Source organism: Rhodothermales bacterium (genome assembly GCA_041391505.1).
Taxonomy (GTDB): domain Bacteria; phylum Bacteroidota; class Rhodothermia; order Rhodothermales; family JAHQVL01; genus JAWKNW01.
In genome coordinates this window covers 45,143-71,123 of record JAWKNW010000012.1, presented here as the reverse complement: position 1 = coordinate 71,123, position 25,981 = coordinate 45,143, and the positions used below count along the sequence as shown (strand labels likewise).

At 67.2% G+C, this 25,981-nt stretch carries 19 protein-coding genes; 8 read left to right on the top strand and 11 right to left on the bottom strand.

Translation table 11 applies throughout. The annotated features are described in order from the left end of the window. The first annotated feature begins 75 nt into the window (after positions 1-75). The 3 genes from R2834_13010 to R2834_13000 all read left to right on the top strand — a co-directional run bounded on the left by R2834_13010 (position 76) and on the right by R2834_13000 (position 4,969). The gene (locus tag R2834_13010) at positions 76-1,299 is read left to right on the top strand and encodes a serine hydrolase domain-containing protein (GenBank protein ID MEZ4701250.1); all 1,224 of its coding nucleotides are present in this window, start codon (positions 76-78) and stop codon (positions 1,297-1,299) included. A 250-nt stretch (positions 1,300-1,549) separates the two neighbouring features. Continuing rightward, positions 1,550-2,599: an endonuclease/exonuclease/phosphatase family protein gene (locus tag R2834_13005; protein ID MEZ4701249.1), complete on the top strand. Its 1,050-nt coding sequence runs from the start codon at positions 1,550-1,552 to the stop codon at positions 2,597-2,599. A 177-nt stretch (positions 2,600-2,776) separates the two neighbouring features. Next, the gene (locus tag R2834_13000) at positions 2,777-4,969 is read left to right on the top strand and encodes a hypothetical protein (protein ID MEZ4701248.1); all 2,193 of its coding nucleotides are present in this window, start codon (positions 2,777-2,779) and stop codon (positions 4,967-4,969) included. A gap of 12 nt (positions 4,970-4,981) precedes the next feature. On the opposite strand, the gene R2834_12995 is transcribed toward R2834_13000, so the two are convergent. Together R2834_12995 and R2834_12990 are read right to left on the bottom strand one after the other, a co-directional pair. Continuing rightward, complete coding sequence (locus R2834_12995) at positions 4,982-6,208, bottom strand: hypothetical protein (protein ID MEZ4701247.1); 1,227 nt, start codon at positions 6,206-6,208, stop codon at positions 4,982-4,984. A gap of 24 nt (positions 6,209-6,232) precedes the next feature. Beyond that, complete coding sequence (locus tag R2834_12990) at positions 6,233-7,360, bottom strand: hypothetical protein (protein MEZ4701246.1); 1,128 nt, start codon at positions 7,358-7,360, stop codon at positions 6,233-6,235. A 234-nt stretch (positions 7,361-7,594) separates the two neighbouring features. Here R2834_12990 and R2834_12985 point away from each other — a divergent pair, with 234 nt between their 5' ends. Continuing rightward, positions 7,595-10,240 (top strand): hypothetical protein, encoded by a 2,646-nt coding sequence (locus R2834_12985; protein MEZ4701245.1) that lies wholly within the window; start codon positions 7,595-7,597, stop codon positions 10,238-10,240. 24 nt (positions 10,241-10,264) lie between these two features. Next, positions 10,265-11,134, top strand: a complete 870-nt coding sequence (locus R2834_12980) for a sugar phosphate isomerase/epimerase family protein (protein MEZ4701244.1) — start codon at positions 10,265-10,267, stop codon at positions 11,132-11,134. 54 nt (positions 11,135-11,188) lie between these two features. Here R2834_12980 and R2834_12975 read toward each other — a convergent pair whose 3' ends face one another. Beyond that, positions 11,189-13,894 (bottom strand): discoidin domain-containing protein, encoded by a 2,706-nt coding sequence (locus R2834_12975; protein ID MEZ4701243.1) that lies wholly within the window; start codon positions 13,892-13,894, stop codon positions 11,189-11,191. A 658-nt stretch (positions 13,895-14,552) separates the two neighbouring features. Between R2834_12975 and R2834_12970 the strand changes: the two genes are divergently transcribed. Beyond that, positions 14,553-14,987 (top strand): hypothetical protein, encoded by a 435-nt coding sequence (locus R2834_12970; GenBank protein MEZ4701242.1) that lies wholly within the window; start codon positions 14,553-14,555, stop codon positions 14,985-14,987. Between the two features lie 88 nt (positions 14,988-15,075). On the opposite strand, the gene R2834_12965 is transcribed toward R2834_12970, so the two are convergent. Beyond that, positions 15,076-16,563, bottom strand: coding sequence for a Gfo/Idh/MocA family oxidoreductase (locus R2834_12965; protein MEZ4701241.1), 1,488 nt, complete (start codon positions 16,561-16,563; stop codon positions 15,076-15,078). A gap of 190 nt (positions 16,564-16,753) precedes the next feature. On the opposite strand from R2834_12965, the gene R2834_12960 reads away from it, so the two are divergent. Beyond that, complete coding sequence (locus R2834_12960; GenBank protein ID MEZ4701240.1) at positions 16,754-18,424, top strand: NAD+ synthase; 1,671 nt, start codon at positions 16,754-16,756, stop codon at positions 18,422-18,424. 51 nt (positions 18,425-18,475) lie between these two features. Beyond that, positions 18,476-19,075: a Holliday junction branch migration protein RuvA gene (gene ruvA, locus R2834_12955; GenBank protein ID MEZ4701239.1), complete on the top strand. Its 600-nt coding sequence runs from the start codon at positions 18,476-18,478 to the stop codon at positions 19,073-19,075. A gap of 362 nt (positions 19,076-19,437) precedes the next feature. On the opposite strand, the gene R2834_12950 is transcribed toward ruvA, so the two are convergent. The 7 genes from R2834_12950 to R2834_12920 all read right to left on the bottom strand — a co-directional run bounded on the left by R2834_12950 (position 19,438) and on the right by R2834_12920 (position 25,977). Beyond that, positions 19,438-19,731, bottom strand: coding sequence for a 4a-hydroxytetrahydrobiopterin dehydratase (locus R2834_12950; protein MEZ4701238.1), 294 nt, complete (start codon positions 19,729-19,731; stop codon positions 19,438-19,440). A 146-nt stretch (positions 19,732-19,877) separates the two neighbouring features. Further along, positions 19,878-21,206, bottom strand: a complete 1,329-nt coding sequence (locus tag R2834_12945) for a sulfatase (GenBank protein MEZ4701237.1) — start codon at positions 21,204-21,206, stop codon at positions 19,878-19,880. 27 nt (positions 21,207-21,233) lie between these two features. Beyond that, positions 21,234-21,668, bottom strand: coding sequence for a hypothetical protein (locus R2834_12940; protein ID MEZ4701236.1), 435 nt, complete (start codon positions 21,666-21,668; stop codon positions 21,234-21,236). Beyond that, complete coding sequence (locus R2834_12935) at positions 21,668-22,159, bottom strand: hypothetical protein (GenBank protein ID MEZ4701235.1); 492 nt, start codon at positions 22,157-22,159, stop codon at positions 21,668-21,670. The genes R2834_12940 and R2834_12935 overlap by 1 nt, the downstream gene beginning before the upstream one ends. Before the next feature lie 97 nt (positions 22,160-22,256). Then, on the bottom strand, positions 22,257-24,473 hold the full coding sequence (locus tag R2834_12930) for an ATP-binding protein (protein MEZ4701234.1): 2,217 nt from the start codon (positions 24,471-24,473) through the stop codon (positions 22,257-22,259). Then, positions 24,470-25,549: a cytochrome c peroxidase gene (locus tag R2834_12925; GenBank protein ID MEZ4701233.1), complete on the bottom strand. Its 1,080-nt coding sequence runs from the start codon at positions 25,547-25,549 to the stop codon at positions 24,470-24,472. Before R2834_12925 ends, R2834_12930 begins: the two co-directional genes overlap by 4 nt. Beyond that, a complete protein-coding gene (locus tag R2834_12920) occupies positions 25,546-25,977 on the bottom strand; it encodes a cytochrome c (protein MEZ4701232.1) in 432 nt (143 codons plus the stop codon). The genes R2834_12925 and R2834_12920 overlap by 4 nt, the downstream gene beginning before the upstream one ends. Positions 25,978-25,981: the final 4 nt, after the last annotated feature.

The following is a 25,981-nucleotide window of genomic DNA, read 5'->3' as shown; positions in this document are numbered from 1 at the left end:
GCGGCGTCCGGTGCTGCGCATGAGGGAGCGCCGACGAGGAGCTCCTACCTGCACGTGACGAACCGGAAAACATACATGGATCACTTGGACAAGATCGCCCCGGCGCTCGAAGCGTTGGTCGACGCCGACGAGCTGGCCGGCGCTGCCACGCTCGTCTGGCGCGACGGGGAGGTCATCCAGCACGCCGCCGTCGGCTGGCGCGACATGGCGACCGCGCAGCTCGTGGAGCGCGACACGCTTTTCCGGATCGCGTCCATGACCAAACCGATTACCTCGGTAGCCGCCCTGATGCTGGTCGAGGAGGGGCGCATGGCGCTGGACGATCCGATCGTGCGCTGGGCGCCGGAGTTTGCGGACATGCGCGTCCTTCGATCGCCCGACGGCCTCCTGGACGACACGACGCCGGCGGAACGCCCGATCACCGTCGGCGACCTCCTCACGCACCGTGCGGGGTTCACGTACGCCGATTTTCACACCGGCCCGATCGCCCACGCCTATGCAGAAGCCCTGGGCGGCGATATCGACAGTCCTTGTTCGCCGGATGCGTGGATCGAGGCGCTCGCCCGCCTCCCGCTTATCGACCAGCCGGGAGCCGCGTTCCACTATGGCCGATCGACGGACCTGCTCGGCTTTCTCATCGCCCGCATCGAAGAGGCTCCCCTCGAGGACGTGCTCCGCGCGCGCCTCTTCGATCCCCTGGGCATGGCGGATACGGGGTTTACCGTACCCCCGTCGAAGCGCAGCCGACGGGCCGCATCGCACGGCTTCGACGAGGCGGGATCGTTGACGGTGCTGCCCGCACCGCCGGCCGGCGCCGCCGTCGACGAACGCCCCGGCGACATGACCTACGTTTCCGGCGGCCAGGGCCTGTGGTCCACGCTGGACGACTACCTCGCCTTTGCAACCCTGTTTGTCAACGGAGGCATGGCCAACGGCGTGCAGCTGCTCAAACCGGAGACCCTGCGGCAGATGACCACAAACTGGCTGACAGCGCCGCAACGCGCCGGTTCGGACATGCTGGGAATGCCGATATTTGCAACCGGTCACGGGTTCGGGCTCGGCGTGGCGGTCGTGGTCGAACCGGACCAGGCGCCCTCCACCCCGTGCGGCGGCGGACGTGGAGCGGTCGGATGGCCGGGCGCGTATGGCGGATGGTGGCGAGCGGATCCCACCGACCGTACCGTCATGATTTTTCTGACCCACAACATGGTGCGACTGGATCAGCTGGCGGAGGGCATCGGTTTCGGCGTGTACGGCGCCATCGATACGTTTCAACAGCTGGCGTCCACCCTTCCGTGAGGCAGGGCCATCGCATGCTCGTCGCGGCAGTGAGAAGCGTCTGGGAGTCTGGGTGCATGGGGCATTTTTTACCGCAAAACCCCACACACTCCCGTACTCCCGCACTCCCTGACCCCCATACTCCCGCACTCCCATACCAGGATATGCTCACGTTTGAAAAGAATGCGCTGGCCCTGTGCCGTACTGGCGTTATCCGGCACGCCGGCCTCTGATTTCGTATGTTAGGCGCGAACCACATCGCGACACCCCCGTGATCCCGCTCTTCCTCGATATCCTCGCCGGCTTCGTCATCCTCGGCTCCGTCTTGCCGCTCGTGCGCACGGGCGCGTGGTGGGTGCGCATCTTCGACTTCCCGCGCGGGCAGCTCGCCGTCCTGGGTCTGGCCGTCGCGCTGGGCTACTATCTCCTGATCGACCCGCTGGAAACCGGCGACCAGATCGTGCTCGCCGCCCTCGGCGTCAGCGTCGCGTTTCTGATCTACCGCATCCTCCCCTATACCCGGATCGCGCCGTACCAGACGCTCACCTGCACCAACCCGGACCCCGGCACGCGCATCCGTCTGCTCTGTTCGAACGTGCTCCAATCGAACCGCGAGGCCGAAAAGCTGCTGGCGCTGATCCACGCGAAGCAGCCGGACCTCGTCCTGGTCGTCGAGACCGACACCTGGTGGCGCGAGGCGCTCGGCGAGCTGGACGCCACCTATCCGCACCGGATCCTGCATCCGCTGGACAACACCTACGGGATGCTCTGCTTCTCGCGCCTGCCCATCGAGGACGAGGAGGTTCGTTTCCTCGTCGAGGACGACGTGCCCTCCATCTTCGCGACGGTGGTGCTGCCGGCCGGCGCGCGCATCCGGCTCGTCGGCATGCACCCGCGCCCGCCCCGGCCGGACATCCTGCAGGACTCCACCTACCGCGACGCCGAGCTGCTGATCGTCGCCCGCTATGCGGAGCATCAGGAGCTACCCGTGATCGTCCTCGGCGACTTCAACGACGTCGCATGGTCGCACACGACGCGCCTCTTCCAGCGCATCGGCGGCCTCCTCGACCCCCGGCGCGGCCGCGGTCTGTTCAGCACCTTCCACGCAGACTACCCGTTCTTCCGCTATCCCCTCGACCACGTCTTCCATTCGCCGCACTTCCAGCTCGAACACCTGGAGCGGCTCGGGCATGTCGGCTCCGACCACTTTCCGATCTTCACGGTCCTGAACCTGACGCACGATCCTGCCGGGGACGCCCCGGACGCCTCCGAGGAGGATGTCGTGGAGGCCAAGCGGCTCATCCGGGAGGCGTTTATCTAGTTGGGGGCGGGATGCGGGATGCAGGATGCGGGATGTGGGTTGCGGGATGTGGGTTGCGGGATGTGGGTTGCAGGATGCGGGATGCAGGATGCAGGATGTGAGATGCTGGATGATGCGGGATGCTGGAACGTCGGGCGGCTCGCCCGTTGAACGAAAGAACACCAGCCTTTCAACGCCATGCCCTACACCCCATCCCGCCGGCAATTCATCGCGCAGAGCCTCGCCGCCGCCGGCGCGCTGTGGCTGCCGTTTCCCGCCTTCGCTTTTCCGGCGCGCGACCTCCTCGACGCCGGCTTCCACCTGACGGCCCGGCCCTGGACGCCCCTTGGCGTGCGCCCGGAAGACGTGCTCGCGGCCGTCGAAGCCCTCTGCCGGTTCGCCGTCCGGCACCAGGATGAGCAGGGCGCCTTCATCGATCCGTTCATCCATCGCGAGCACCAGTATGCCACGCCGTACCTGGCGTTCGCCCTCGGCGCCCTGATCGATGCCGGCCGCGCCGACGACCTGCTCGACAACGGCATCCGGGCGATGGACCACGCGACGCGGGCGGTGGCCGGCGGAAACGCGGCCATCCCCGACCAGCACGGCGAGTTTTTCATCGCCCCGCTGACCCAGGCCCTGGCGCTTTACGAACGCCACGTGCCGGCGGAGACGCTCGGCCTCTGGCGCGAACGCCTCGGCGCCCCCATCGCATCCATCATCGAAAGCATCCAGGCCAAGACGAACAACTGGCGGACCTACGCCATGAAGGGCGAATGGGTGCGTTACCGCGCCGGCCTCGTCGACCGCGACGCCGCCGTCGCCTTCATCGAGGATGCCTGGACGCGCCGGACCCAGCGGGAGCGCATCGTGCCGGACGCCTTGAATCAGTATCAGGACTGGAACGGCCACCCGCAGTCGCACGCTGTCGAGGCCGTCGGGCGCGGCAACCTGCTGGCGCTGGTGCTGGCGGGCTACGACGGCCCTTCCGCCGGAGAGATGGACGCCGCGGTGCGCCGGGGGACCGCCGTAACGCTCCGCCTGCAGGCGCCCGACGGGCAGTGCCCCCCGAACGGCCGCACGGACGACCATGTGTTCAACGACGTCCTCTACCAGCTGATCTTCACCGCGATGGCGGCCGACACGCGGGATGCTCGGACCGCCGGCGCCTATCAGCGCGCCGCCGCGCTGGCCTTCCGCAGCATCGCCCGCTGGCGGCAGACCGACGGGGATCTCGCCGGATCCTACGCGATCACCAAGAATCATTTCGACCCGCGAGACCGCGTCGGGTACCAGCCGGCGAGCCAGTACAGCAATTACAGCGGGGCGGTGATGTACCATCTGGCGGAGGCGGCGCACGCGATGAAGGCGGTCGACGAGCAGCCCTGCCCGGCCGAGGTCGGCGGGTACGCCTTCGCCACCGACGAGCGGTTTGGCAGCGCCTCGATCAACGCCGGCGGGATGCAGGTCTTCGCCAACCTGCGCGGCGACACGGTCGCCAAATACGACACGTTCTGGACGCCGCTGGGCATCGTCCGCTTCGGGCGCGCCGGCTGGGACGGCCGGCTCGGCCCCGGCGACGGCGCCCGCGACGCCTTGCTCGACGAAGCCGTGACCTTCGGCCCCACCTGGAAGATGGGCGACCGCTGGATCCGGCTCGCCGCGGCGGCCGAACATGTCGAGGGCACCCTGTATACCGAAAGCGTGCACCCGCTGCTCGTCCGCTGCAGCCTGCTCTTCGCACCGGTGACCGGCGTCGGCGGCCCGAGCTTTTTCATCGACCTCATCGTCACGCCCGACGGCGTGCTGGCGACCGTCCGATCGCCCAACGACGCGACCTATGGCCTCACGCTGCCGCTGCTGGAGGACGACGGGCGGGAGCTGGCGGTGACCCTGGCAGACCGCCGCGCGAGCGTGGCGTGGCCGGCGGGCATCGAGAACGGCGATGAGCAGCACTTCCTGCTCGTCAACCCCGGCGACGTACAGCTGGAGGCGGAGGAATCGGTGCAGGGGACGTACGGATGGCTGCGCCCGGTGCGCGCCACCGCGGCCGAGGGGCCGGTGACGGTGTTCGTCTATCCAAGGAGTCCGGACGACCCGCCGGCGGACGCCGTGCAGGCGGGGTTTCGCCTCACCGACACCGGCTTCATGTCGCCGCTCGGCCGCGTCGAAGGCGAAGTGTACGTGGGCCGGTACGCCGCCGGCGGCTTCGGCGACCGCCTCGACCTGACGGGAGACGGAGCGCCCGACATCGTCTTCGCCGAACGGTGCGGTTTCGTTGTACAGCACACCGGTGGGGTCATGACGGCGGTCGAGGCGGACCGCGCCGTGTCGGCGCAGGTCGGGGACAGGCAGATCCAGCTTACTCCGTTCGAACCGCTTCGGCTGTGACGCCCTGCGCGCCTATTCGGAAGCTGGTGATGCCGGGTCAGGGACCGGCGCGATCTCGAAGGTGAGGCGGCGGACCGTTTCCGCCTCGCGCTCCTCGGACGGAGGCGCGTCGCGGAGGTCGACATCGAACACGCTGCGCAGGGTATTGCCGGCGAGATCCTCCAGAATCGTCTCCACCTCGAGCGTATACCGGCCGGCGCGCCAGGGCGTCTCCGGGGTGAACGCCCAGCCCCTCTCACGGTCCGTCAGCGCGATGTCGCCCCGCACCGCCCGCTCCGTCGCGTCGCGCACCCGGAGGAGGCGTTGCAGCAAGGCGTAATCGAGGGGTTCGGGGAAACGGATCGCGAGTGGATCGCGCGTGCCGGCGGCCGGCGGATCGAACTGCCAGGTGGCGACGTCGGGTTGCACGCGATCGGCGGCGACGACATGGAAGGTGCGCGTGTACCCCTCGCCCATCGGGCGCCCCACGGCATCGGGCCAGGCCGGGTCGACCACCAGCCGGTAGGATTTCCCGGCCTCCAGCGGCGGCCCGAGTTCCAGGTTGATGCCTACGTCCCGCTTGATGCGGCCGGGGTCGAAGAGGACGGTGAGGCGGCGCTGATCCGGATCCCACAACTCGGGATCGAGGACGACGAATGGCCCGTAGACCGGCTCGCCCGTGGCGAGATCGACCAGCGAAAGCCGTTCGTAGGCCTGGCCGGCCTGCATGGGGCGGGAGAACTGGATGTAGAACTTGAGCAGGTTCGCCGGCAGCGTATCCGCGCCGGGAAAGACGGAGATGACCCGCGCCGGCTCGCCCGGCTCGGCCCTGGGCATGACGAAGACCATCTCTTCCCGGTCGCTGCCGCGCTCGAGGCGCGCCAGGTAGGAGGTACCCGGCGCAAACGGGTAGCGGGGTTCGAACCGGACGGCGTAGCCCGTGATCCGGTACCGTCCGCGCACGGGGTGCACGTCCGCGTCGGCGGTGAGGGCGTCGTGGGCGTAGATCGAAAACAGCGCCTCCCATGCCTCCTGCGGCAAGGGATTCGCGCGCAGGAGTTCGAGTGTGCGCAGGGGGATGTCCTGCAACTCGACTACGATCTGGCCGCCGTCCTCGACGAGGTGCATCGTCGCCGAAAGCAACGCCGGCGACCCCAACAACGCAGGATCGCCGGCCGTTTTGTCTGTCGAAGAACCCGGTCTACACGCGGACGACAACCCGCACAGTACGACCAGCATCAGAGCGATGGAACGCGTCATCAGAACCAGGAAAACGGATCGGGCTCAGAACCAGTCGGTGCCGTACGAGCGGAGCGATAGCGAGCCGTCGGCTACCTCGCGCTGGAGCATCACGACGGCCTCGTCGCCCATCGTGTCCAGCTGCAGCACGCCCACCCGGGGCAGCGCGGTGTACGCCACGCCGGCGGTGATCGCATCGCCCTGGAGCGGCTCCGTGAGGCTCGCCGCGCCCACCAGGTCGCTGGCTTTGATCTTCATGACGGTGCGGTTGGTATTCGCAAGCAGGAGGTAATCCTGGCCGTCGCGGGTGTACGATACGATGTCGAGCGGCGTATTGCCATAGCCGAGTTCCGCCACCGTCGTCCCCTTCACATGCGCGCCGTCCTGAAGGCCGCTCACCTGGAACGCCACGAGCGGCGTGCAGGTGTAGGCCGCGAGGATATGGGCCTGGCCGCCGAGATCGTACGGCATGAAGGTGCGGACAGGGGCGTGCGTTTCATACTGCCCGTGAGCGACATGGAAGATCTCGAGGCTGCTGGACGTCATCGACGCCTTGAACGGGAAGTCGAGCTGGCGCAGGCTGGATGCGAACTCCTCGTTCGAGAGACCCGCGACATAGACCTTGCCGTCGCGGTACGCCAGGTCGGTGATCGCATTCGTGCGCAGGCTGCGGCCCCGGTTGTCGGTGGCGTCAGCCGCCGGCGCATTCGCGAGCGCGGCCTTCGAGAATCGGATGGCCTTCAGATCGATTTCCGACAGGGCGCCGTCTTTACCGACCTTGAGCAGCACCGGCTGCGCCTCGGGCCCCTGGCCCCGGCTGACCGACAGGTAGACGTTGTGCGTGGCCGGATGCACCGCCATGTCGTGCACCGTCACGGCGGACGGCTCAACGCCCAGCAGGCCGGCGATCTTCGCGTCGATCTTGCCGACGTTGATCTGGGCATCGCCCGGCGCGTCCGTATCCATCACGTCGAGCGCGACCACGGAGGCGGATTTCGAATCGCCGACGATCAGGATGTTTTCGGGACCGAACGTCAGCGCCCCGATCGATTGGATCGCGGGATCGCCGAGCGTCAGCGTCGATACCACGGACCGTTCGGGCATCGCCCATGCGACGACCAGCGCCAGCGTGATGGCGCCGGCCCAGCCGAGTCCTCGAGTATGCTTTGTCATCATCGTGTTCGTTCTAGGGTGATTGCAGCGGAGATGCACGCACAACGGAAGCGCTTTTAGTCCGCGCCGTGGCGCGACGCGCGGCCTGGCTGGCGGGTTGGGGAAAAGCGGATTCGTGCCGGAAGCGGGCCTCTTTCAGGCGCGACTTACCTTGTAGTAGATAGTTAGACAACGAAAAAGTTGCCTCAGGCGTCACTTTCTTCGGATCTTGGCGGCGCCCGCATCCCCGGCGCCATGCCATCAAACCGCTTCATGTCCGCATCGACGCACATCGCCCCTCATGCCCTGCGCGTGAGCAGGTTCCTGCTCTTCGCCACCCTGCTCCAGCTGCCGGCCTGTGGCCCTGACCGTTCGGTCGACGGCGAAACGCCGATCGCGGTCGACGAGCGGCTGGTCCTCACGCTCGTCGCCTCCGACCCGGATCTCGTCACCCCGATCGGGCTGGCGATCGACGGGGAAGACCGCCTCTACGTCCTCGAATCGCATACCCACACGCAGCCGGCCGACTATGCCGGCCCCACGAGCGACCGGATCAAGCGGTTTGTGGAAGGCGACGAGGCCGAGCCGGCCCTCTTCGCCGACGGCTTCCAGGACGGTATGAACCTCGGGTTCTCCCCCGACGGCGACCTGTTCGTGGTCACCAGCAAGGCCGTCATCCGGCTCTACGATCGCGACCGCGACGGGAAGAGCGAGGCCCGCGACACGGTGCTCGCCCTCGTCGAGCCCGAAAGCGTGTACGACCACGCCGCGCTGCTGGGCATCGCCTTTTCGCACGACGGGTGGATGTACGTTTCCCGCGGCAACGTGGGCGGACAACCCTGGACGCTGCGCGGGTCGGATGGCCGTACGCTGAGCGGCTACGGAGACGGCGGCGACATCGTCCGCAGCCGGCCCGACGGCGCCGGGCTCTCCGAGGTGGCGACGGGGTTCTGGAATCCGTTCGACCTGACGTTCGACACCTTCGGCCGGCTCCTCGCGATCGACAACGACCCCGACAGCCGGGGCCCCAACCGCCTGGTACACGTCGTGGCCGGCGGCGACTACGGCTACCAGTCGCTCTATGGCGGCAGCGGCATCCATCCGTATCTCGCATGGAACGGCGAACTCCCCGGCACCCTGCCGTTTATCGCCAGCCTCGGAGAGGCCCCGTCCGGTCTGCTTAACGCCGATCTCGCGGCGCTGCCGGCGGATTATGCCGGCAACGCGCTGGCGACCATCTGGGAAGAAAGCCGGATCGTGCGCATCCGGATGACCCCCCGCGGGATGTCGCTGCAGGGCGAGAGCGAGACGATCCTGCAAGGCGGACCGGACTTTCGCCCGGTGGCCCTCGCCACCGACAGCAAGGGGCGCATCTATGTCACGGACTGGGTGATGCGCCAGTACCCGAACCACGGCCGAGGCCGGCTCTGGCGGATCGACACAAAACCGAACGTCGAGCGGCTGGCGCCGCGTTCGCCGCGCGAGGAGCCCGAGAACGACACCAACAACGGCTGGCTGGACGTCCTGCGGGCCACCCGCAACCCGGACGACCTCGAGGCCCTCAAGGACGCCCTCGCCTCGGACGATCCGTTTCAACAGCAGGCGGCCCAGTCGGCGCTCGCGCAGCCGGCGTTTCGGGACGCGCTCCACGCCCTGACAAACGACAGCGATCCGAGGCTACGGGTCGGCGCGATCGTGGCCATGCGCCGCGCCGGCCTGTCGGATCCCGGCATCGCCCGGCGGTTGCTGACCGATGGGGACGCCCGCGTCCGCCGCGCCGCACTCGCATGGGTGGGACGCGCCGGGATGACGGAGGTGCTGCCCGATGTCGAACGCGGCCTCCGGTCGGAGCAGCATCCCGAACTGTTCGAGACGTATCTGGCGACGGTCCGCCATCTCCAGCCGGACTTCCTCACCGCCTACCGCGCGAAGGCCGCACCGACGGCCAAGCAGCTCAAGCGCGTGCTGCCGGCCGGCTACCTTGCCGCGCTCGTCGGCGATCCCGCGCTGCCGGAAGCGACGCGCGCCATCGCGTTGCGGTATCTGGAGCACCCGGCCGACCACGTCGATGTGCTGATCTCCCTGACCAAGACCGGCGGCCCGGATCTCGCGCTGGAAGCCGTCCGCACCCTCGGCGACGTGCCTGACGCGGGCGTCGCGAGGGCGCTGCGCGACCTGGCCGGCGACGATAGCGCCGCGGAGGCGCTGCGCGCCGAAGCGATGAGCGCCCTGGCCCGCCAGCCCGGCGACGCGACGGTCGATGCGATGCAGGCGCTGGTCGACGGCCCGCCGGCGGTGCAGCGCGAAAGCCTGCGCCTCCTGCGCGGCCGGCCCCTGGCCGACACCGTCCGTCAGGTCCTTGCATCCGTCGACCTGCTCCTCGCGGAGCATCATCCGATCCGCGAGGCGCTGCATGCGCAGATCGCGATGGCGCTGGGCGCCCCGTCCGATCGCCCCGACACGGAGGCCGCCTGGCAGGCCGCGGTCGCCACGGGAGGCGACGCGGACAGTGGCCGGCGCGTCTTCTTTTCGCCGCTCGCGCAGTGCAGCCTCTGCCATCGCTACGAGGGCCGCGGCGGCGTCATCGGTCCGGATCTGACGAATGTGGGGCGCTCGAAAACCCGCGAGCAGATCGTCAACGCCATCCTCCGTCCGTCAGACGAGATTTCGCCCGAGTACCAGGGCTGGTATGTCACGACGACGGACGGGCGGACGCACTACGGCCGACAGATCGACATCGGGGAATCGTCCATCGAACTCATGCTGCCGGACGGCACCTTCGAGACCTACCGCGACGTGGCTTCCTACGGCATCGCCGAGGCCTCGCTCATGCCCGAAGACCTCGAAGCCAACCTGACCGTCGACGACCTGCGGGACCTGATGGCGTTCCTCACCCGCTGAATCCTTATTGAGCCTCTCCCTGCCATGCCCAATCGCCGCGACTTCCTGAAAACCGGCTTCGCCGCCACCCTGACCGGCGCCACGGCGCCGCTCGACGACATCGACGCCCGAAACGGGGTGGCGCTGGCCATCGCCACCATCTGCCTGGATGGGTTCGGGGATGAGGACTTCGCGCCGGCCTTCCGCCTCGTGCCGCAGATCGGTGTGCGCAACGTCGAATTCAACGTCTGGTATCCCCGCAACCTGACCCCGACCGGGATCGACCGCATCCGCGAGCGCTGCTATACAAACGGACTCAAGCCGATCTGCCTGCAGGGTACGGCCTTCGGCGGCAACGGGGTGCGCGACGTGACGCACAAGCTCTGGCTGATGGAGCAGGCGCGCGCCCTCGGGTGCCGGCGCGTCAAATTCACGGGCGAGCGACGACCCGACGACAACACGAAAGCGCTCGATCAGGTGATCGCCACGCTGAAGGAACTGGCGCCGGCGGCGGAGGACCTCGACGTGCTCGTTCTGGTCGAGAATCACGCCAACAACGTCCTCGAAAACATCGACGACTACGCCCGCATCTTCGACGCCGTCCCCTCGCGCCACGTGGGCATGTGCCAGGATACCGGGCACTTCGACGGGGCGCGTGTAAACAATTTCGAGGTCGTCGAGCGCTTCCATGAGCGCATCCTCCACATCGACCTCAAGGACACGATCGCGTTCGGGACCTACAAGACGGTCAACTACGGCACCGGGGCGACGGACGTCTCCGGCATCGTCCGCGCCAACCTGGCGCACGGCTATTCCGGCTACCTCCTCATCGAGCAGGCTCCGCCCTTGAATCCTGAGACGCTCGTGGCGGACATGGTGCGGGCCCGGGAGCTGTTCTCCAGGTTCGAGCGCTGATCATTTCATCCTAAGCGCATGCCGCGTTCATGCACCCGCGTCTGACCCCCGGTCTCAGCGCGCATACACCCGAACTTCCTGCATCGTCCACGCCGGCCGGGGCTCGGCGAGCGTCGCCGTCTGGGTGATGCGGATGAAGCGGGCCTGCACGGGTTCGAAGACGATCGATCCACCCCATCCATCCGCACTTCCGGCCGCGACGGGCTCGCTCCAGGTCGTGCCGTCCATCGAGACGCGCACCTCGTAGCCGCGCGGCGACGTGAACTGCGGCGGCGGCGCGTCCGGCGGCCGGCCGAAACGCTGCATGTTGGCCGTGTACTGGATCTCCGCCACCGGCGCCGGCTCGGGCAGTTCGATCTGGAACCACATGCCCGGCTCCTGGGGCGCCTGGGTCGACCACCCCGCGAAGTTGAACGCGCCGGATCCGCCGGCGGCGTTGTGGCTGGCGGTGGCTTTCAGCGCTCGGGGTTCGATGAGCCGCGGCAGCGACGCCATCAGTTCGTCGTGCTTCCAGGGCGCGGTGCGGCCGGCGTTGGCTGCCCGCACGCGGGCGACGTCCTCGGGCGTGACCCAGCCGCCTTCGTTCGAGAAACTGTTGCCGACATACGACGCAACCGAGGCGATCCACGTGTCATCGTTTTCGCCCATCGCCACCATCAGGTCGCCGGGATACGATTTACCCTCGATGGGGCCGGTCTGTCCGTACAGCAGCGTCTTGATCACGTAGTCGCGGTGGCCCGACAGCCGGGGCGACGCGGCGAGGGCCGGCGCGAGCGTCTGCCCGCTGCCGCCGAACGGCGTGCCGCGCCCCGTCTCGCCGTGGCACTGGGCGCACAGCTCGCCATAGATTTCCACGCCCTTCGTGAGCAGCTCCTTTTGCGCGTCCGTCAGCCGGAATGTACTGCCCGTGAACCCGGGCCAGGGCGATTCCGGTTTTTCCAGGATCTTCGCGGCCACGAACTGCACGCCCTCGGCCGGCGACGAAGCCATCGCCTGTTTGACGGCGGCCTCGGTTTCGGGGGCGCCGAGCACGTCCATCGTCAGCATCGCCTGGATGGCGACGTCGGGGTTTTTGTCCAGCGAGAGCCGGCGAAAGTCGGCCCCGAGCGCCGTGGCGCCGGCCTTGTACAGCGTTTCGCTCGCGCGGAGCGCCTGGATGCGCATGCCGGGTTCGGCGTCCTGCATGAGTTCGCGGGCCAGGCTCTTGTCGAGCGCGCCGAGTCCTTCGAGCGTCCACAGCGCGTGATACCGGGCGAGCAGGTTTTCCTTTTGCCGGGCCAGGTCGACGAGCGCCGGCACGACCGACCGGTCCTGCTGCAACACGAGCAGCTGCTGCGCGGTGTCGCGCCACCAGCCGTTGGGGTGCGCGAGGTGGCGGACGAGCTGCGCCGGCGTTTCGTCCAGCATCCTTGGCCGCTCCGTATCGCGGGGCATCCCGTCATACGTCACCCGCCAGATGCGTCCGTGGCCGATGTTCTTGTCCAGGCTGTACTGCTCGATCTTGGCACGGAGGAAGCTGCCCTTGCGGGTCCAGTTGCCCTCCTGGATGATGCCGCGGTACATGTCCGTGATGTAGAGCGTGCCGTCGGGGGCCGTGGCGAGGTCGACCGGACGGAAGAGGGGATCGGTGGAGCGGATGAACTCCGACGAATCCGCCTGATAGACGTTGTGGAGCCGGGTGAGCCCTTCGGTGACGACGGGCTCGACGCGGCGGACGATGCGGGCGACGGGTTCGCCGTAGAAATAATGACCCACGAGGTCCGCCGGCAGGCGGTGACCGCGGAAGATGTCGTTGCCGGCCGAGCCGGTCACCTCGTTGAGCGTGCCGTTCGGGCGGGAGGCCCCGGGACCCGGCTGGAAGTCGCCCACGCCGGCGAGACCGTACGGCACCTTGAACCCATCCGCGTAGGGCTGGTCGACGTCGTAGTTGCCGTAATGGATCGGAAACTGGAAGTACGACGGCAACCCGCTCGCCCCGCCCTGAAACCAGATCTTGCCCTCGTTATCCTGGGTCACGCCCCACTGCGCCCGGTTCGAGCCGGTCGGTTCGCGCAGGATCCCGTCGGGCGTCCAGCGGATGCGGAAGGCGTTGTACGTGCTGTACATCCAGTTATCCATCCCCCAGTAGAGGAAGGCCTGCTGGTGCTCGACGTTGCCCGACCGCCCGTAGTGGGTCGTGAACAGCTCTTTTTTATCCGCCCGCCCGTCGCCGTCGGTGTCCGTGAAACGGTAGACCTCGTCCTCGTTCGACTCCATGGTGAGGATGCTGTTGGCGCCGAACGGCATCACGAAGCGGGGGAAGACGAGGCCGTCGACAAAAACGTGGTGCGTCTCGTAGACGCCGTCGTTGTCGACATCCTCGTGCATCGAGATTTGTCCGACCGGATCCAGCTCGCCCGTCGCGTCCGCGTCCTGCATGTAGCCGCGGAGTTCGAGGACGAAGAGGCGGCCGTTGCCGTCGAACGCGATGGCCGCCGGCTCCTTGATCGCCGGCTCGGTGAGCACCGGCTCGAGCCGGTAGCCCGGCGGAAGCCTGAAGCGCCGCAGCTCCTGGTCGACCGAGGCCTGGACGATGGCCGGGCCCGCCGTAACGGTGTCTTCCGGGGGAATGGCGAGCCCCGCCACGCCGCCCACGATGCGGGGGCCGGCTTCCGATGCCGCCATCGGCGCGGCTTCCGGCATCGCGCGCGGGGTTGATGAGCAGGCGGCGGCCACCAGGCTGAGCGTGGCGGCGAAGAGGATCTGGCGACGAAACATCATGAATCAACGGAACCATCAGTGATCAACGGCATGGAAACGATCGGCAATATCATTTTGCCCTACATGCAAGCGGGAAGCGGTTCCGAATGCCGAGCCGCGCGTGCGGACGTCGGCTTCGCTCGAACCCGGAATTTTTTTTGTCTTGCAGGCACCAATAGCGTGCTGCTAGGTATACAAGGTTTTGTGGGGAATCTCCCCACGAGTCCTCCACCCCGTTTCCGATAGATCGCCCATTTGCACGCGCCGTGTCGAGCGGAGCACGCTTTTACATACTTTCGCTGGCATTGAACACGAAACGGACCCACGAGCTAGGCCGCACACCGCAGCAGGGGACGCCCGCGTCATTTACGATCGGTTACGTGCTACCGTCGCGGTTTCAGCAAATGGGATGGGATGCGATGGGCGGACCGGGGATCCCAGCGTACGGTTCGGGGATCACATGCTGGCCATGCCTCGCGTGATGCAGTGGGGAATCGCAGATGATGGCAGGATGCGGTCGATGGACAGTGAGTGGGGCGGAGTGGCAGGATGCGGGTATGCAGGATGCGGGATGGGCGATTCGGGATGCTTGATATCATGGCCAGATCGATACGACATTGCGGAACATCGAGCATCACGTATCCCGAATCCCGTATCGCCCCCCATCCCGCCCCACCAGATGACCAGCCAAGAGCAAATCGAACGGGCGCTCCAGCGGGCGCTTGACGCCCATCTTGGGCAGCGCGATCGCGCCGGCGCGCCGTACATCCTCCACCCGCTCCACCTCATGTTCCAGTGCCTCGACGACCCCGACGCCATGGTGGTCGCCCTGCTGCACGACACGGTGGAAGACTCGCCGCTCACCCTCGACGATCTCCGGGTCGACGGCTTTCCGTCGCACATCGTCGAGGCCGTCGACGCGATGACGCGGCGGCCGCACGAATCCTACGAGGCGTTCGTGGCGCGCGCCGGCGGCGATCCCCTCGCGCGGCGCGTCAAGCAGGTGGACATCGAACACAACCTGGATCTGCGCCGGCTGGACGAGCTGGGCCCGAAGGATATCGAGCGGTTGCAGCGGTACCACAGCGCGCTGCGCGCGCTGCATGCAAAATGAAAAAGGTGCATTAAAAAATGAAATGCAAAACGGGCCGGCAACTCCTCCTTGTCGACCCGTTTTGCATGTTGCCTTTTTCAATTTGCATTTACAACGAAAACCCTTCCCGGTACTGCCGGTGCAGGAAAGCGTTGGCTTCGGGATTGTTGGTGATCTCGCCTTTCTTGCTGTCCCACCGGATCTTGACGCCCTGGCCGGCGCGGAGCGCCACCACGCCGAGCAGCATGGTTTCCGTGAGCGGGCCGGCGTAGTCGAACGGCGAAACGGTCTTGCCGATGCCCTTGCAGGCGTTGGCCCAGTTCATCTCGTGCGTGGTCTCGACGCGCTCGTACGTCTTCGGCGTATCCTTGTACTGTTCCCAGAGGCGATCCGGGTAGATGCGGGCTTCGGCGCCCCAGTCCTTGTGGAGGAGCACCCCCTTGTCGCCCACATAGATAACGCCGCCATCGCGCGGCAGCGGCACCTCGTCGGGCAGCGCCTCGGGGCGGGGCGCCATGATGCCGCCGTCGTACCAGTGCATTTTGAGCGCCGGCTTGAGGCCGCTCGCGGGGAAGTCGTAGTGCACGGTCATCGACAGCGGGAACGACGCGATGTCCCGCTGCGGCCCGCCCCAGGGGCTGAGGTTGTCGGCGCCCCACGGCGTGGAGGTGGCCTCGATCCCCGTGGGCGCTTCGAGCCCGAGGGCCCAGAACGGGTGATCCATCAGGTGCGCGCCCATGTCGCCCAGGGCGCCGGTGCCGTAGTCGAGCCAGCCGCGCCACGTGAAGGGCTGGTAGATCGGGTGGTAATCCACGTAGGGCGCCGGCCCGATGAAGAGGTCCCAGTTGAGGCTTTTCGGGATCCGGGGCGCCTTGCGGCCGCGGAAGCCGTAGGCGATACGCTGCTGGGTTTCGTCCATCCCCCAGCCGGTGTGCTTGTCCATTTTCATCCGCTTGGGGCGGGGCACGCCCTGCGGCCACACGGGACGGTTCGTCCAGATATACACCTCGCGGACGGGCCCGATCGCGCCGGCCTGGATGTATTCGTTCACCCGCCGGGCGGACTCGGTGGAGTGCCCCTGGTTGCCCATCTGCGTCACGACGCCGGTATCCTTCGCGAGCTGCCGGAGGACGCGGGCCTCGTGGACCGACCAGGTGAGCGGTTTCTGGACGTACACGTGTTTGCCCATCCGCATCGCCGTGGCGGCCACGGTGGCGTGGGTGTGGTCGGGCGTCGCCACCACGACGGCGTCGATGTCTTTCTGTTTGTCGAGCATCTCGCGGAAATCCGCATAGCGCTTCGCCCGGTCGAAGGCCTGGGCGAGCGCCTCGCGCCCTTCGCGCGGCTTGCCGTCGGCGTAGACCGCGTTGTGGACAAAGTCGAAATCCACGTCGCAGATCGCGACGATGTTTTCGCTCGTCAGCGCGTTCATGTTGCTCGCGCCCATGCCCCCGACGCCGACGCCGGCCACGTTGAGCGTGTCGCTGGGCGCCTTGAAGCCCTTCCCGAGCACATGGCGCGGCAGGATCGTGGCGGCGAAGCCGGCTGCGGCCGTGGTTTTGACGAAGTCGCGACGGGTAACGGGTTTGGTGCTCATGGGACAATCCGCTCAACGTGAATAGGGTAGGATACGCCGGAGAAGCGCTTCCCGGAATATACATGCTGGCCATTCACCTGTCGAGCCCATTCGTGGCGCGGCCGGCTGGAACGTCCCGGCGCAACGGGGGTCCCAGAGCCGGCGTTTTGCTCCGCCGCCTGATCGTCATCCAGAACTTTCGCCCGTCCGCATGAAGATCGCGCTCGCCCAGATCAACCCGACCGTTGGCGACCTCACGGGAAACAGCCGGCTCATCGTCGACTACGCCCAGCGCGCGCACGAGCGCGGGGCGGAGCTGGTCGTCTTCCCGGAGCTGAGCGTCTGCGGGTACCCGCCGCAGGACCTGCTGGACCGCCCCTTTTTCATCGCTTCCGTCGAGCGCGCCGTGCAGTGGATCGCGCAGCGCGTGCCGGCCGGCCTCGGCGTCATCCTCGGCGCACCGGTCCGCAATCCGTCGACCAGAGGAAAACGCCTCTTCAACGCCGCCCTCCTCCTGGACGGCGGGCAGGTCGTCGCGACGGCGCGCAAGGCGCTGCTGCCCACGTACGACGTGTTCGACGAAAACCGCTACTTCGAGCCGGCGCGCTCGTGTGCGCCGGTCGCGTGGCGGGGCCTCCGCCTCGCGCTGCACGTCTGCGAGGACATGTGGAATAACGAGGAGCAGGCGCCCTACTCCCTCTACGAGGCCAACCCGATCGACGAGCTGGCCGCCGCCGGCGCCGACCTGTTTATCAACATCAGCGCGTCGCCGTTCTACCCGGGCAAACACGACGTCCGCAACCGGCTCATCGAGGAGAACTGCCGCGAGCACGGCATCCCCTTCGTGTACGTCAACCAGGTGGGCGCCAACACCGAGATCGTGTTCGATGGCGACAGCCGCGTGCACGATGCCCAGGGCCGGCCGCTCCACGTCTGCGCCTCCTTCACCGAGGACCTGTATATCTGGGACATGGAGGCCGGCACGCCGGCCGCGCCGGCGGTGCACGACCGCATCGCCGACCTGCACGACGCGCTGGTGCTGGGGATCCGGGATTACGCCGGCAAGACGGGCGCCTTCTCGAAGGCCTTGCTCGGCCTGTCCGGCGGCATCGACTCCGCCGTCACCTGCGCGCTCGCCGTGGCCGCGCTGGGGCCCGACCGCGTCGTCGGCATCACCATGCCGTCGCGGTATTCGTCGACGGGCTCCGTGGACGACTCGGTCGCGCTTGCCGAACACCTGGGCATCGCGTGCCACCGCATCCCGATCGCGCCGGCCGTCGAGGCGTTCGAGGGGATGCTGGCCGACCTGTTCGCCGGCACCGAGCCCGGCATCGCCGAGGAAAACATCCAGGCGCGAACGCGCGGGCTGACCCTGATGGCCGTCTCCAACAAGTTCAACCACCTGCTCCTGACGACCGGCAACAAGAGCGAGATGTCGGTCGGCTATGCGACGCTGTACGGCGACATGAACGGCGGCCTCGCCGTGCTCGCGGACGTGTTCAAGATGGATGTGTACGCCCTGGCGGAATACATCAACGCGCGCGCCGGCCGCGACGTCATCCCGCGCAATACGATCACCAAGCCCCCTTCCGCCGAGCTGCGACCCGACCAGAAGGACGCCGACTCGCTGCCGCCCTATCCCGTGCTCGACGATGTGCTGCGCCGCTACATCGAGGAAATTCAGGACCTGGACACCATCGTCGACGAGACCGGGCTGGACCGTGAGTTCGTCCACCGTATCTTGCGGATGGTCGACCGGAACGAATACAAACGCCGGCAGGCCGCTCCCGGCCTCCGCGTGAGCAAAAAGGCCTTCGGCGTCGGACGCCGGCTGCCGATCGTGATGCGGTGGAACTGGGATACGCGATTTGAGCATGGATGAGCGACGATCGACGCGATCTCCATCCATCCCCATCAACCTTCGACTCGCGGCATGATCGCCTACGTCTCCGGCACCCTGGTAGATAAGAAGCCCACCGAGGCCCTCATCGATGTCAACGGCATCGGGTACAGCGTGCTGATTCCCACCTCGACCTACGAGGCGCTGCCGGAAACCGGCAAGCCGGCGCGGCTCGTCACGCATTACCACGTCCGCGAGGATGCGCACCTGTTGTTCGGCTTCGCCACGCCGGCCGAACGTACCCTGTTCGAGGCCATGCTGTCGGTCTCCGGCATCGGCCCCCGGCTCGCGCTGGCGGCGCTGTCGGCGATGCGGCCGGCGGAGCTGCGCGACTACATCGTCGAAGGCCAGGTGGGGATGATCACCAAAATTCCCGGCGTCGGCAAAAAGACGGCAGAGCGCATGGTGGTCGAACTCAAGGACCGCCTCGTCAAACTCGACCTCCCCGGCGGCGGCGCCCTCACCGACGCCAACGACACCCGCGCCGAAGCCCGTTCCGACGCCCTCGCCGCCCTCGAAGCCCTCGGGCTCAGCCGCGCCAACGCCGAGCGCAGCCTCCGCCTCGTCCTCCGCAACAACCCCGGCATCCAGTCCGCCCAGGACCTCATCCGGCTGGCGCTACGGGAGCAGTGAAGTAGTCACTGGTCATTGCTCGCTGCGCGAGCGGTCGGGTGCTCGCTACGCGAGCGGTCGGGTGCTCGCTGCGCGAGCGGTCACTGGTCATTGCTCGCTGCGCGAGCGGTCATTGGTGACTGGATTCTGGTGACCGCCATCCAATGACCGCGCCCGAAGGGCGCGCATGACACGGCCTCCGGCCGTTCATGACCAGTGACCGCGTGCGAAGCACGCACATGACCGCGCCCAAACGGCCTCCGGCCGTTCATGACCAGTGACCGCGTGCAAAGCACGCACATGACCGCGTGCGAAGCACGCACATGACCGCGTGCGAAGCACGCACACGACCGCACCCAAAGGTCCCCTGCAGCTAAAGATCGTTACGTCGCGGCCAACCCATCCATCCTCGCGGCCAGCTTGACGTCGAGCTCGCTAAGACCGCCTACGTCGTGGGTGGTGAGGTCGACGATGACTTTGTTATAGACGTTGAACCACTCGGGATGGTGGTTCATCTGTTCGGCGACGAGGGCGGCGGAGGTCATGAAGCCGAAGGCGGCGACGAAGTCGGCGAACCGGTATTCGCGGTGGAGTTTGCCGTCGACGAGACGCCAGCCGTCGAGGGTCTCGAGGTGCGCGGCGATCTCGTCGCTGGATAGTTTGCGTGGGTGCTGCATGGGAAGGAAGGACAATCGGGGTGGATGAGGGGAGCGGCCGGCTTATAGGCCCGGTGGCTTGACGACGCCACCGGTATACGGCTGCATATCGAACAGGTCGCCCTGTCCGCGGACGCGGGGATCGGCGGTGCGTTGCAATTCGCCCATCAGCTGATCCCACAGATCACGGCGTACGCCGGATCGGCCGCTACGTTGTGCAGCTGATCCGGATCCTTCCGGAGGTCATACAGCTCCTCGGCCGGCCGGCGCGCAAACGCCAGCTCGAACAGGCGCTCGTGAAGGGGACTGTCGTAGCGGTGCTCGACCATGTAGTGTTTGGTCGGGCCGGCGTCGGTGTCGGCATACCAGGCCGGGTAGATGAAGGCGCGCTCGTAGTTTGGCGTGCCGGAGGGGTAGCGCTCCGGCGCGAAGTTGCGGATGTAGAGATAGTCTGCCGTGCGAACCGCCCGCATCGGGTAGCCGCCGCCGTCGGGCGACTCTTGCGACGGCACGTGGCGTTCCTTGCCGAAAAAGACGCGCTCGCGAGCCGGCGCCGCGGTCGTCAGGGCCGGCAGGAGGCTCGTGCCGGTCATGACCTCCGGCACGGCGAGGCCGGCGGCTTCCAGAAACGTCGGCGCCAGATCCGTCAGGCTGACGAAGCCGTGCACCACGCGGCCGGCGGGGACGGCCTCCGCCCAGCGGATCGCCAGCGGGACGCGCACACCCGGATCGTAGACGTGGCTTTTCGCGCGGGGAAACGGCATGCCGTTGTCGCCCGTCACCACGACGATCGTTCGTTCCAGCTCGCCCATCGCTTCCAGCCGCGCCAGCATGTCGCCCAGCTCGCGGTCGAGCCGCTGCACCTCGAAGAAATAATCTGCCACATCGCCGCGTACTTCCGGAATGTCCGGAAACGCGGCCGGCAACCGGATGGCGTCGAGCGGAATGCCGGCCTCGGCGCCGGCCCCCTCGTCGTACGGCCGGTGCGGATCGGTCGTCCCGAACCAGAAACAGAAGGGGCGTCCTTCCGCGCGAGCGGCCAGAAAGGCGTCGAACGACGCGTACGAGGCGCCGGCGGGATTGGCCGTCCGTTCGCCGAGTTCGCCGGGAGCCCACCCCTTGCGCGTGTAGCCAACCTGATAGCCGGCCTGCTCGAGCAACGCCGTATAGGTAGGCTGTTCGGCGGGGAGGGGGCCGTACAGGTTCGCGCCGGGGCCGAGACGCCAGAAATGCTGTCCGGTCAGGATCGACGCCCGGGAGGGCGTGCAAGACGGCGAGGACACATAGGCCTGTTCGAACAGAACGCCTTCCCGCGCGACCCGGTCGAAGTGGGGCGTGCGGATCACCGGATCCCCGTACGCGCCGGCATGGGGCCAGCTCCAGTCATCCGCCAGGACGAACAGGATGTTGGGCCGGTCGGCGGGCAACGATGCCGTGCCGGCGCCGGAAAACAGACACAGCGCCGCGAGCAGCACCGGAGGGAGCAGTCTCTTCATGGACAGGTCGACGATGGATGGCAGCCTTCACGCCGGCGTCTGCGTCGCCGGATGTTTGTAGGTGGCGGCCAGGGCGAGCAGGCCCGCCAGGGCGAGGGCGCCCGGAGCGAGCGCGGGGCTCGCCCCTTTGAGGGCCTCCATCCAGACATCCGACAGGGTGGCATTCGGGCGAATCTCCAGCTCGAACGCCAGATTATGCTCGTAGTGTTCGTACAGCCCGAAGACGCCGGCGGCGATCAATATAACCACGCCGAACCGGATGACGCGAATGACGGCGCGGGTGGGTCGCCAGTAACCCAGCGCGAACAGCGGCGTGGCCGCCAGCGACAGGGCGATCGGTATCCATTGCACGAGGCCCTCCGTGTGCCCGATCAGGACGAGCTCGGCCACGACCCCGAGGCACACTGCGGCGGCCAGCGCGAACTGAAACCGCCGCAGGTGCGCTTCGACAGAGAGGGACATCAGTTTTCCAGATACGATTTGGCGACGTCTACCGCATCCGCCGGCACGTGGCCGGCCAGCGCCTTCAGAAAGGCCTCGTTCGAACCGTAAGGACGGCCGTCGATGAGCGTCTTCGCGAGGGTCTCATCGACGCCGGGAATCTGCTGCAACGTCGCCGCATCGCTGGCGTCCGCCTTGATGGGGACAAAGACGAATTGCTCGAACGCCGCCACCTGGTCGGCATCGACGTACTTGCCGATCTCCTTCCGGAACTGCAGAATGCTGATGTACGGCCGGTATTCGTCGAACTCCCGCGCCATGCGCCGGCCGACGTTCGGCACCGCCATGAAGGCGTCCATCGGGGTCGTGTTGAGGTTGAGCCGCGCGTCGCCCGGTTTCATCTGAGGGACGGCCGGCGCATCCTGGGCATACAGCGAAGGAGCGGTTGCGAGCGCGAAGGCAACGAGCGCGATCGACGCCAGGGCGCGCCGCGATATGGTCGGAAAAGTCATACGTTCTCATGGAGTGTGTGATGGGGAAACGGGCGCCGCTCCGGGGAGAGGCACACTCCGTAGACGAACGAACGGGGGGATGGATTCCACCCCCGGGTCAGGCGGCGACGCCCGTCGCGGCGTCGAACGCCCGCGCGAGCAGCCGATCGAGGGCGGCCGGGGAAAAGGGCTGGCTGAGGATATGATCGATGCCGGCGGCGGCAAAAAACGCGGCGTCGGACCCATCGGTGCATAGACCGATGAAGGTCGCGGCCGGATTCGCCGCCCAGGCCTCCCGCAGCGAACCAAAGGCGTCGTTCCGGGCGACGAGCGCGTCGATGCAGCCGATCAGCGCCATCCCGTCGGCGGCCGCGCAGGCCTCGGCGAGGTCCTCGAAGCCCTCCGCGATCACGGTCTCATACCCCTTTTGCGCAAACAGCCGCGCGAGGATGTGTTGCGCCGCCCGGTTCGCCGTGGCCAGCACCACGAACGGAACGGCTTCAGCCGAGCCGGCCACGGCCCGCGCCTCGGCCAACCGGTCGAGCAGCACCCCGGGATGGAGCGGCCGGTGGATCTGGTGGAAATAGCGCAGGCCGCCCACCCAGCCCGGTGTCGAGGCCCCCAGATCGAGCAATCCGATGCACGGAATCCCGCTGCGGTTGAGCGCGTGCCGCAGAGCGTCGCACGGTTCGTCGGTCAAGACGTCCGGCCCCGAGAGGTCGATCACGACCGCCTCGATGTCGAGGAGCGCATCGGCCCCAGCATCCTCGCCGGCGATCCAGCGGGATGCGATCCCCCACAACCCGCACTGGCGCAGCAACGACGCCATCCGCGGCGTGGGCGAGCCGATCAGACCTACCTTCATGCCCTCGACGTCCCGGGGCATGGAGCACGCCTCCGCCGGCGGGTCCGCCGGCGCAAGCCGCACGGAGAAAAAGAACCGCGACCCCTTCCCGAGCGTGCTCTCGACCCCCATCGATCCCCCCATCAACTCCGCGAGCTGCTTGCTGATCGATAGCCCCAGACCGGTGCCGCCGAAACGGCGCGTGGTCGAGCTGTCGACCTGCGAAAACGACTGGAAGAGCAGATTCATCTTCTCTTCCGGGATGCCGATCCCGGTGTCGCTCACCGACACCTCGAGCATGAAGGCGCCGTCCGGCAGCCTGGCGCCGCCCACGTGCACATCGACCGCGCCGTCTCGCGTAAATTTGACGGCGTTCGACAGCAGGTTGACGACGATCTGGCTGACTCGCGTCGGGTCTCCGACCTGCCATCGGGGCACATTCGGATCGATCGTACAACCCAGTTCGATCCCGCTTTCCCTCGCTTTCAGTCCCACGACATCCATGCTGGCCGCCATGCGGGCATACACGTCGAACGGGACCGCTTCGAGGTCGACCTTGCCGGCTTCGATCTTGGAAAAATCGAGGATGTCGTTGATGATGGTCAGCAGCGCGTTCCCGGACGAGCGGATCGTATCCACATATTCCGTCTGCTCCTCGTCCAGCCGGGTCTGCTCGAGCAGGCTCGTCATCCCGATAACCCCATTCATCGGCGTCCGGATTTCGTGGCTCATGGTGGCCAGAAAGCTGCTCTTGGCTTCCAGCGCGGTCTCCGCGCGTTCTCGCTGGACGACCAGATCCCGCATCGTGTCGCGAACGGCGTGGACGAGCGGATCGAAGATGAACAGACTTTCCCCGACCAGCACCAGGACAAACACGACCCCAAGAAACCACAGGATGCCGCTCAGGTCCTTCATCGCCTGAACGGAGTTCGTCTCGTAGAGGGAAACGACCTCCTCCAGGAACGGCGTCATCTCCTGGCTTTCTTCCAGCATGATCGCAAGCACGTCCTGAATGCTCTGGTGCAGCGCGCCGATGCCTTCCTGCGCGGACAGCAGCAACGTGAGCACGACCGTCGACTCCTCGATCCGGGCAAAGTGCGCCTCGATATCGTTCAGGCGGGCGACGATCTCCGGCGAGCCAATCGCCTCAATACGGAGCGAGTCATTCCCGTAAAGCAGCGCATCCTTGGTTACCCTGAATTCGTGCGCGATGCGCCGCATCTCTCCAATGCGCTCGCGCTGGATCGCGGGGTCTCTGGTGATGGACGCGGCAACGGCGTTCTTCGCGATCATCTGATTGTACATGCGCTGCCGGCCGACCATGTTGATCAAGCGCGCATCGTCAGTCTGTCGTACAATCCCGTATTGAATCGTTAACTCGCCGATAAAGCCGATCATGGCGATTACGCCCAGCGCCGTCAGGTAGCGCCGGCGGACCACAGTTTCAATGCCGGCCGTGATTCGGGACGGTTTTTCCAATAAACGCATCATGGACCCCCCGGGCCAGGTAGTTCGGCGTCGGAATGGCCGATGACGACGGATTCGGCCTGCTGCAGCGGGATGCCGACGCGCGTCCCGACGAGCGCCTCGATGAAGGCCACCAGGTCGTCGATCTCCGCCTCGCTCAACCCCAGCGGTTCGATGGCGACGTTGGGGACTTCGAGCGGGTCGAACCGCCCTCCCCGGTTGTAGAACGCCATGACGTCATGCAGCGTAGCCGCCGAGCCGTCGTGGAAAAACGAGCTGCGCCGGGCCGCATCGCGCAGGCCGGGCGTCTTGAAGGCATATTTCATGGAAGGGAGCGGCACCTGCGCGAACCGGCCGGCGTCCAGGGTGTCCACCCCGATGTTGTGGAAGCCGTAGTCGGTGAAATCGGGACCGTCGTGGCAGGTGATGCAGCCGGCTCGGGTTTCGAAAAGCGCCTTGCCCCGGCGCTGCGCCGGACTGAGCGCCCCGGTGTCGCCGGCCATGTACCGATCGAACGGAGCGTCGTACGACACGATCGTCCGCTCGTAGGCCGCGAGCGCCATCGCCAGCGTGGCCTCGCTGAGCCCGACGGAGTCCCCGAAGACCTCCCGGAACAGCGGCGCATAGCCGGCGGCGTCGAGTTCGGTGAGGAGTTCGTCCACCGGCTGGTTCATTTCGTGGTGCGCGCGGAGCGGCAACAGCGCCTGGTCTTCCAGGCTCGGAGACCGTCCGTCCCACATCAGCGCCGGATGCCGGGCCAGGTTGTTCAGCGCCGGCGCGCGGCGCGGGGCCGGCATCGTCGCACCTTCGGCGGCGCGCCGCTCCACCTCGCTAAAGCCGTACTCCGGGACGTGGCACGTGGCGCAACGCATGGTATTCGAGGCCGAAAGCAGAGGCTCGTAAAACAATCGCTCGCCGAGCGCCGCCTTGCCGCGCGTGAGCGGGTTGTCCGACGGCGCGGGGATGTCGTCCAGGCGCACCGCCTGAATGGCCCATCCCGCCATGGGGTCGCGCCCGGCGTCCTGGGCCGCGGACGGCCCTGCGCACATCGCAACGAGGAAGATGCCGGTCACCGCCGGCAGGGCGAGCGAATAGCTCATCGCAACGGGGGAAGCGGATCCGGAGAGGGGCGTACGAAGCCCTCGCGGCTCACCGATTGAACGAAATACACCACGGCGTCGATGTCGTCGCTGCTCAGGATGTTTTCCCACGCCGGCATCATGGGGTCGAGCTGAAATGCGCCGCCTCCATGGCGCACGACGGCCCTGAGCTGTTCCGGATCGCGGTCCGCGACCTTCGGGTCGGTAAAATTCCTCGGGTACAGCCCCGGCACACTGCGCGTGAGCGATCCTTTGCCGTCGGCCTGCTCGCCATGGCAGAGCTGGCACCGTGCGAGATAGACCAGGCGGCCGGCCTCGTATTCGCCCAGATCCACCGGGTCGGGCTCTCGGGAAAAGAAAAGGCTCACCAGGGCGACAAACGCGACCAGGATAAACAGGGCGGAACGCGTCAGGAACAGCACATGCATCGGG

What these genes read in the sequence shown, in the direction of transcription:
- R2834_12920 (MEZ4701232.1), bottom strand. Translation starts at nt 25,977, where the DNA reads ATGCATGTGCTGTTCCTGACGCGTTCCGCCCTGTTTATCCTGGTCGCG.
- R2834_13010 (MEZ4701250.1), top strand. Translation starts at nt 76, where the DNA reads ATGGATCACTTGGACAAGATCGCCCCGGCGCTCGAAGCGTTGGTCGAC.
- R2834_12990 (MEZ4701246.1), bottom strand. Translation starts at nt 7,360, where the DNA reads ATGACAAAGCATACTCGAGGACTCGGCTGGGCCGGCGCCATCACGCTG.
- R2834_12995 (MEZ4701247.1), bottom strand. Translation starts at nt 6,208, where the DNA reads ATGACGCGTTCCATCGCTCTGATGCTGGTCGTACTGTGCGGGTTGTCG.
- R2834_12930 (MEZ4701234.1), bottom strand. Translation starts at nt 24,473, where the DNA reads ATGATGCGTTTATTGGAAAAACCGTCCCGAATCACGGCCGGCATTGAA.
- R2834_12925 (MEZ4701233.1), bottom strand. Translation starts at nt 25,549, where the DNA reads ATGAGCTATTCGCTCGCCCTGCCGGCGGTGACCGGCATCTTCCTCGTT.
- R2834_12975 (MEZ4701243.1), bottom strand. Translation starts at nt 13,894, where the DNA reads ATGATGTTTCGTCGCCAGATCCTCTTCGCCGCCACGCTCAGCCTGGTG.
- R2834_12970 (MEZ4701242.1), top strand. Translation starts at nt 14,553, where the DNA reads ATGACCAGCCAAGAGCAAATCGAACGGGCGCTCCAGCGGGCGCTTGAC.
- R2834_12935 (MEZ4701235.1), bottom strand. Translation starts at nt 22,159, where the DNA reads ATGACTTTTCCGACCATATCGCGGCGCGCCCTGGCGTCGATCGCGCTC.
- R2834_12965 (MEZ4701241.1), bottom strand. Translation starts at nt 16,563, where the DNA reads ATGAGCACCAAACCCGTTACCCGTCGCGACTTCGTCAAAACCACGGCC.
- R2834_12950 (MEZ4701238.1), bottom strand. Translation starts at nt 19,731, where the DNA reads ATGCAGCACCCACGCAAACTATCCAGCGACGAGATCGCCGCGCACCTC.
- R2834_12985 (MEZ4701245.1), top strand. Translation starts at nt 7,595, where the DNA reads ATGCCATCAAACCGCTTCATGTCCGCATCGACGCACATCGCCCCTCAT.
- R2834_12940 (MEZ4701236.1), bottom strand. Translation starts at nt 21,668, where the DNA reads ATGTCCCTCTCTGTCGAAGCGCACCTGCGGCGGTTTCAGTTCGCGCTG.
- R2834_12945 (MEZ4701237.1), bottom strand. Translation starts at nt 21,206, where the DNA reads ATGAAGAGACTGCTCCCTCCGGTGCTGCTCGCGGCGCTGTGTCTGTTT.
- R2834_12960 (MEZ4701240.1), top strand. Translation starts at nt 16,754, where the DNA reads ATGAAGATCGCGCTCGCCCAGATCAACCCGACCGTTGGCGACCTCACG.
- R2834_12980 (MEZ4701244.1), top strand. Translation starts at nt 10,265, where the DNA reads ATGCCCAATCGCCGCGACTTCCTGAAAACCGGCTTCGCCGCCACCCTG.
- R2834_13000 (MEZ4701248.1), top strand. Translation starts at nt 2,777, where the DNA reads ATGCCCTACACCCCATCCCGCCGGCAATTCATCGCGCAGAGCCTCGCC.
- ruvA (MEZ4701239.1), top strand. Translation starts at nt 18,476, where the DNA reads ATGATCGCCTACGTCTCCGGCACCCTGGTAGATAAGAAGCCCACCGAG.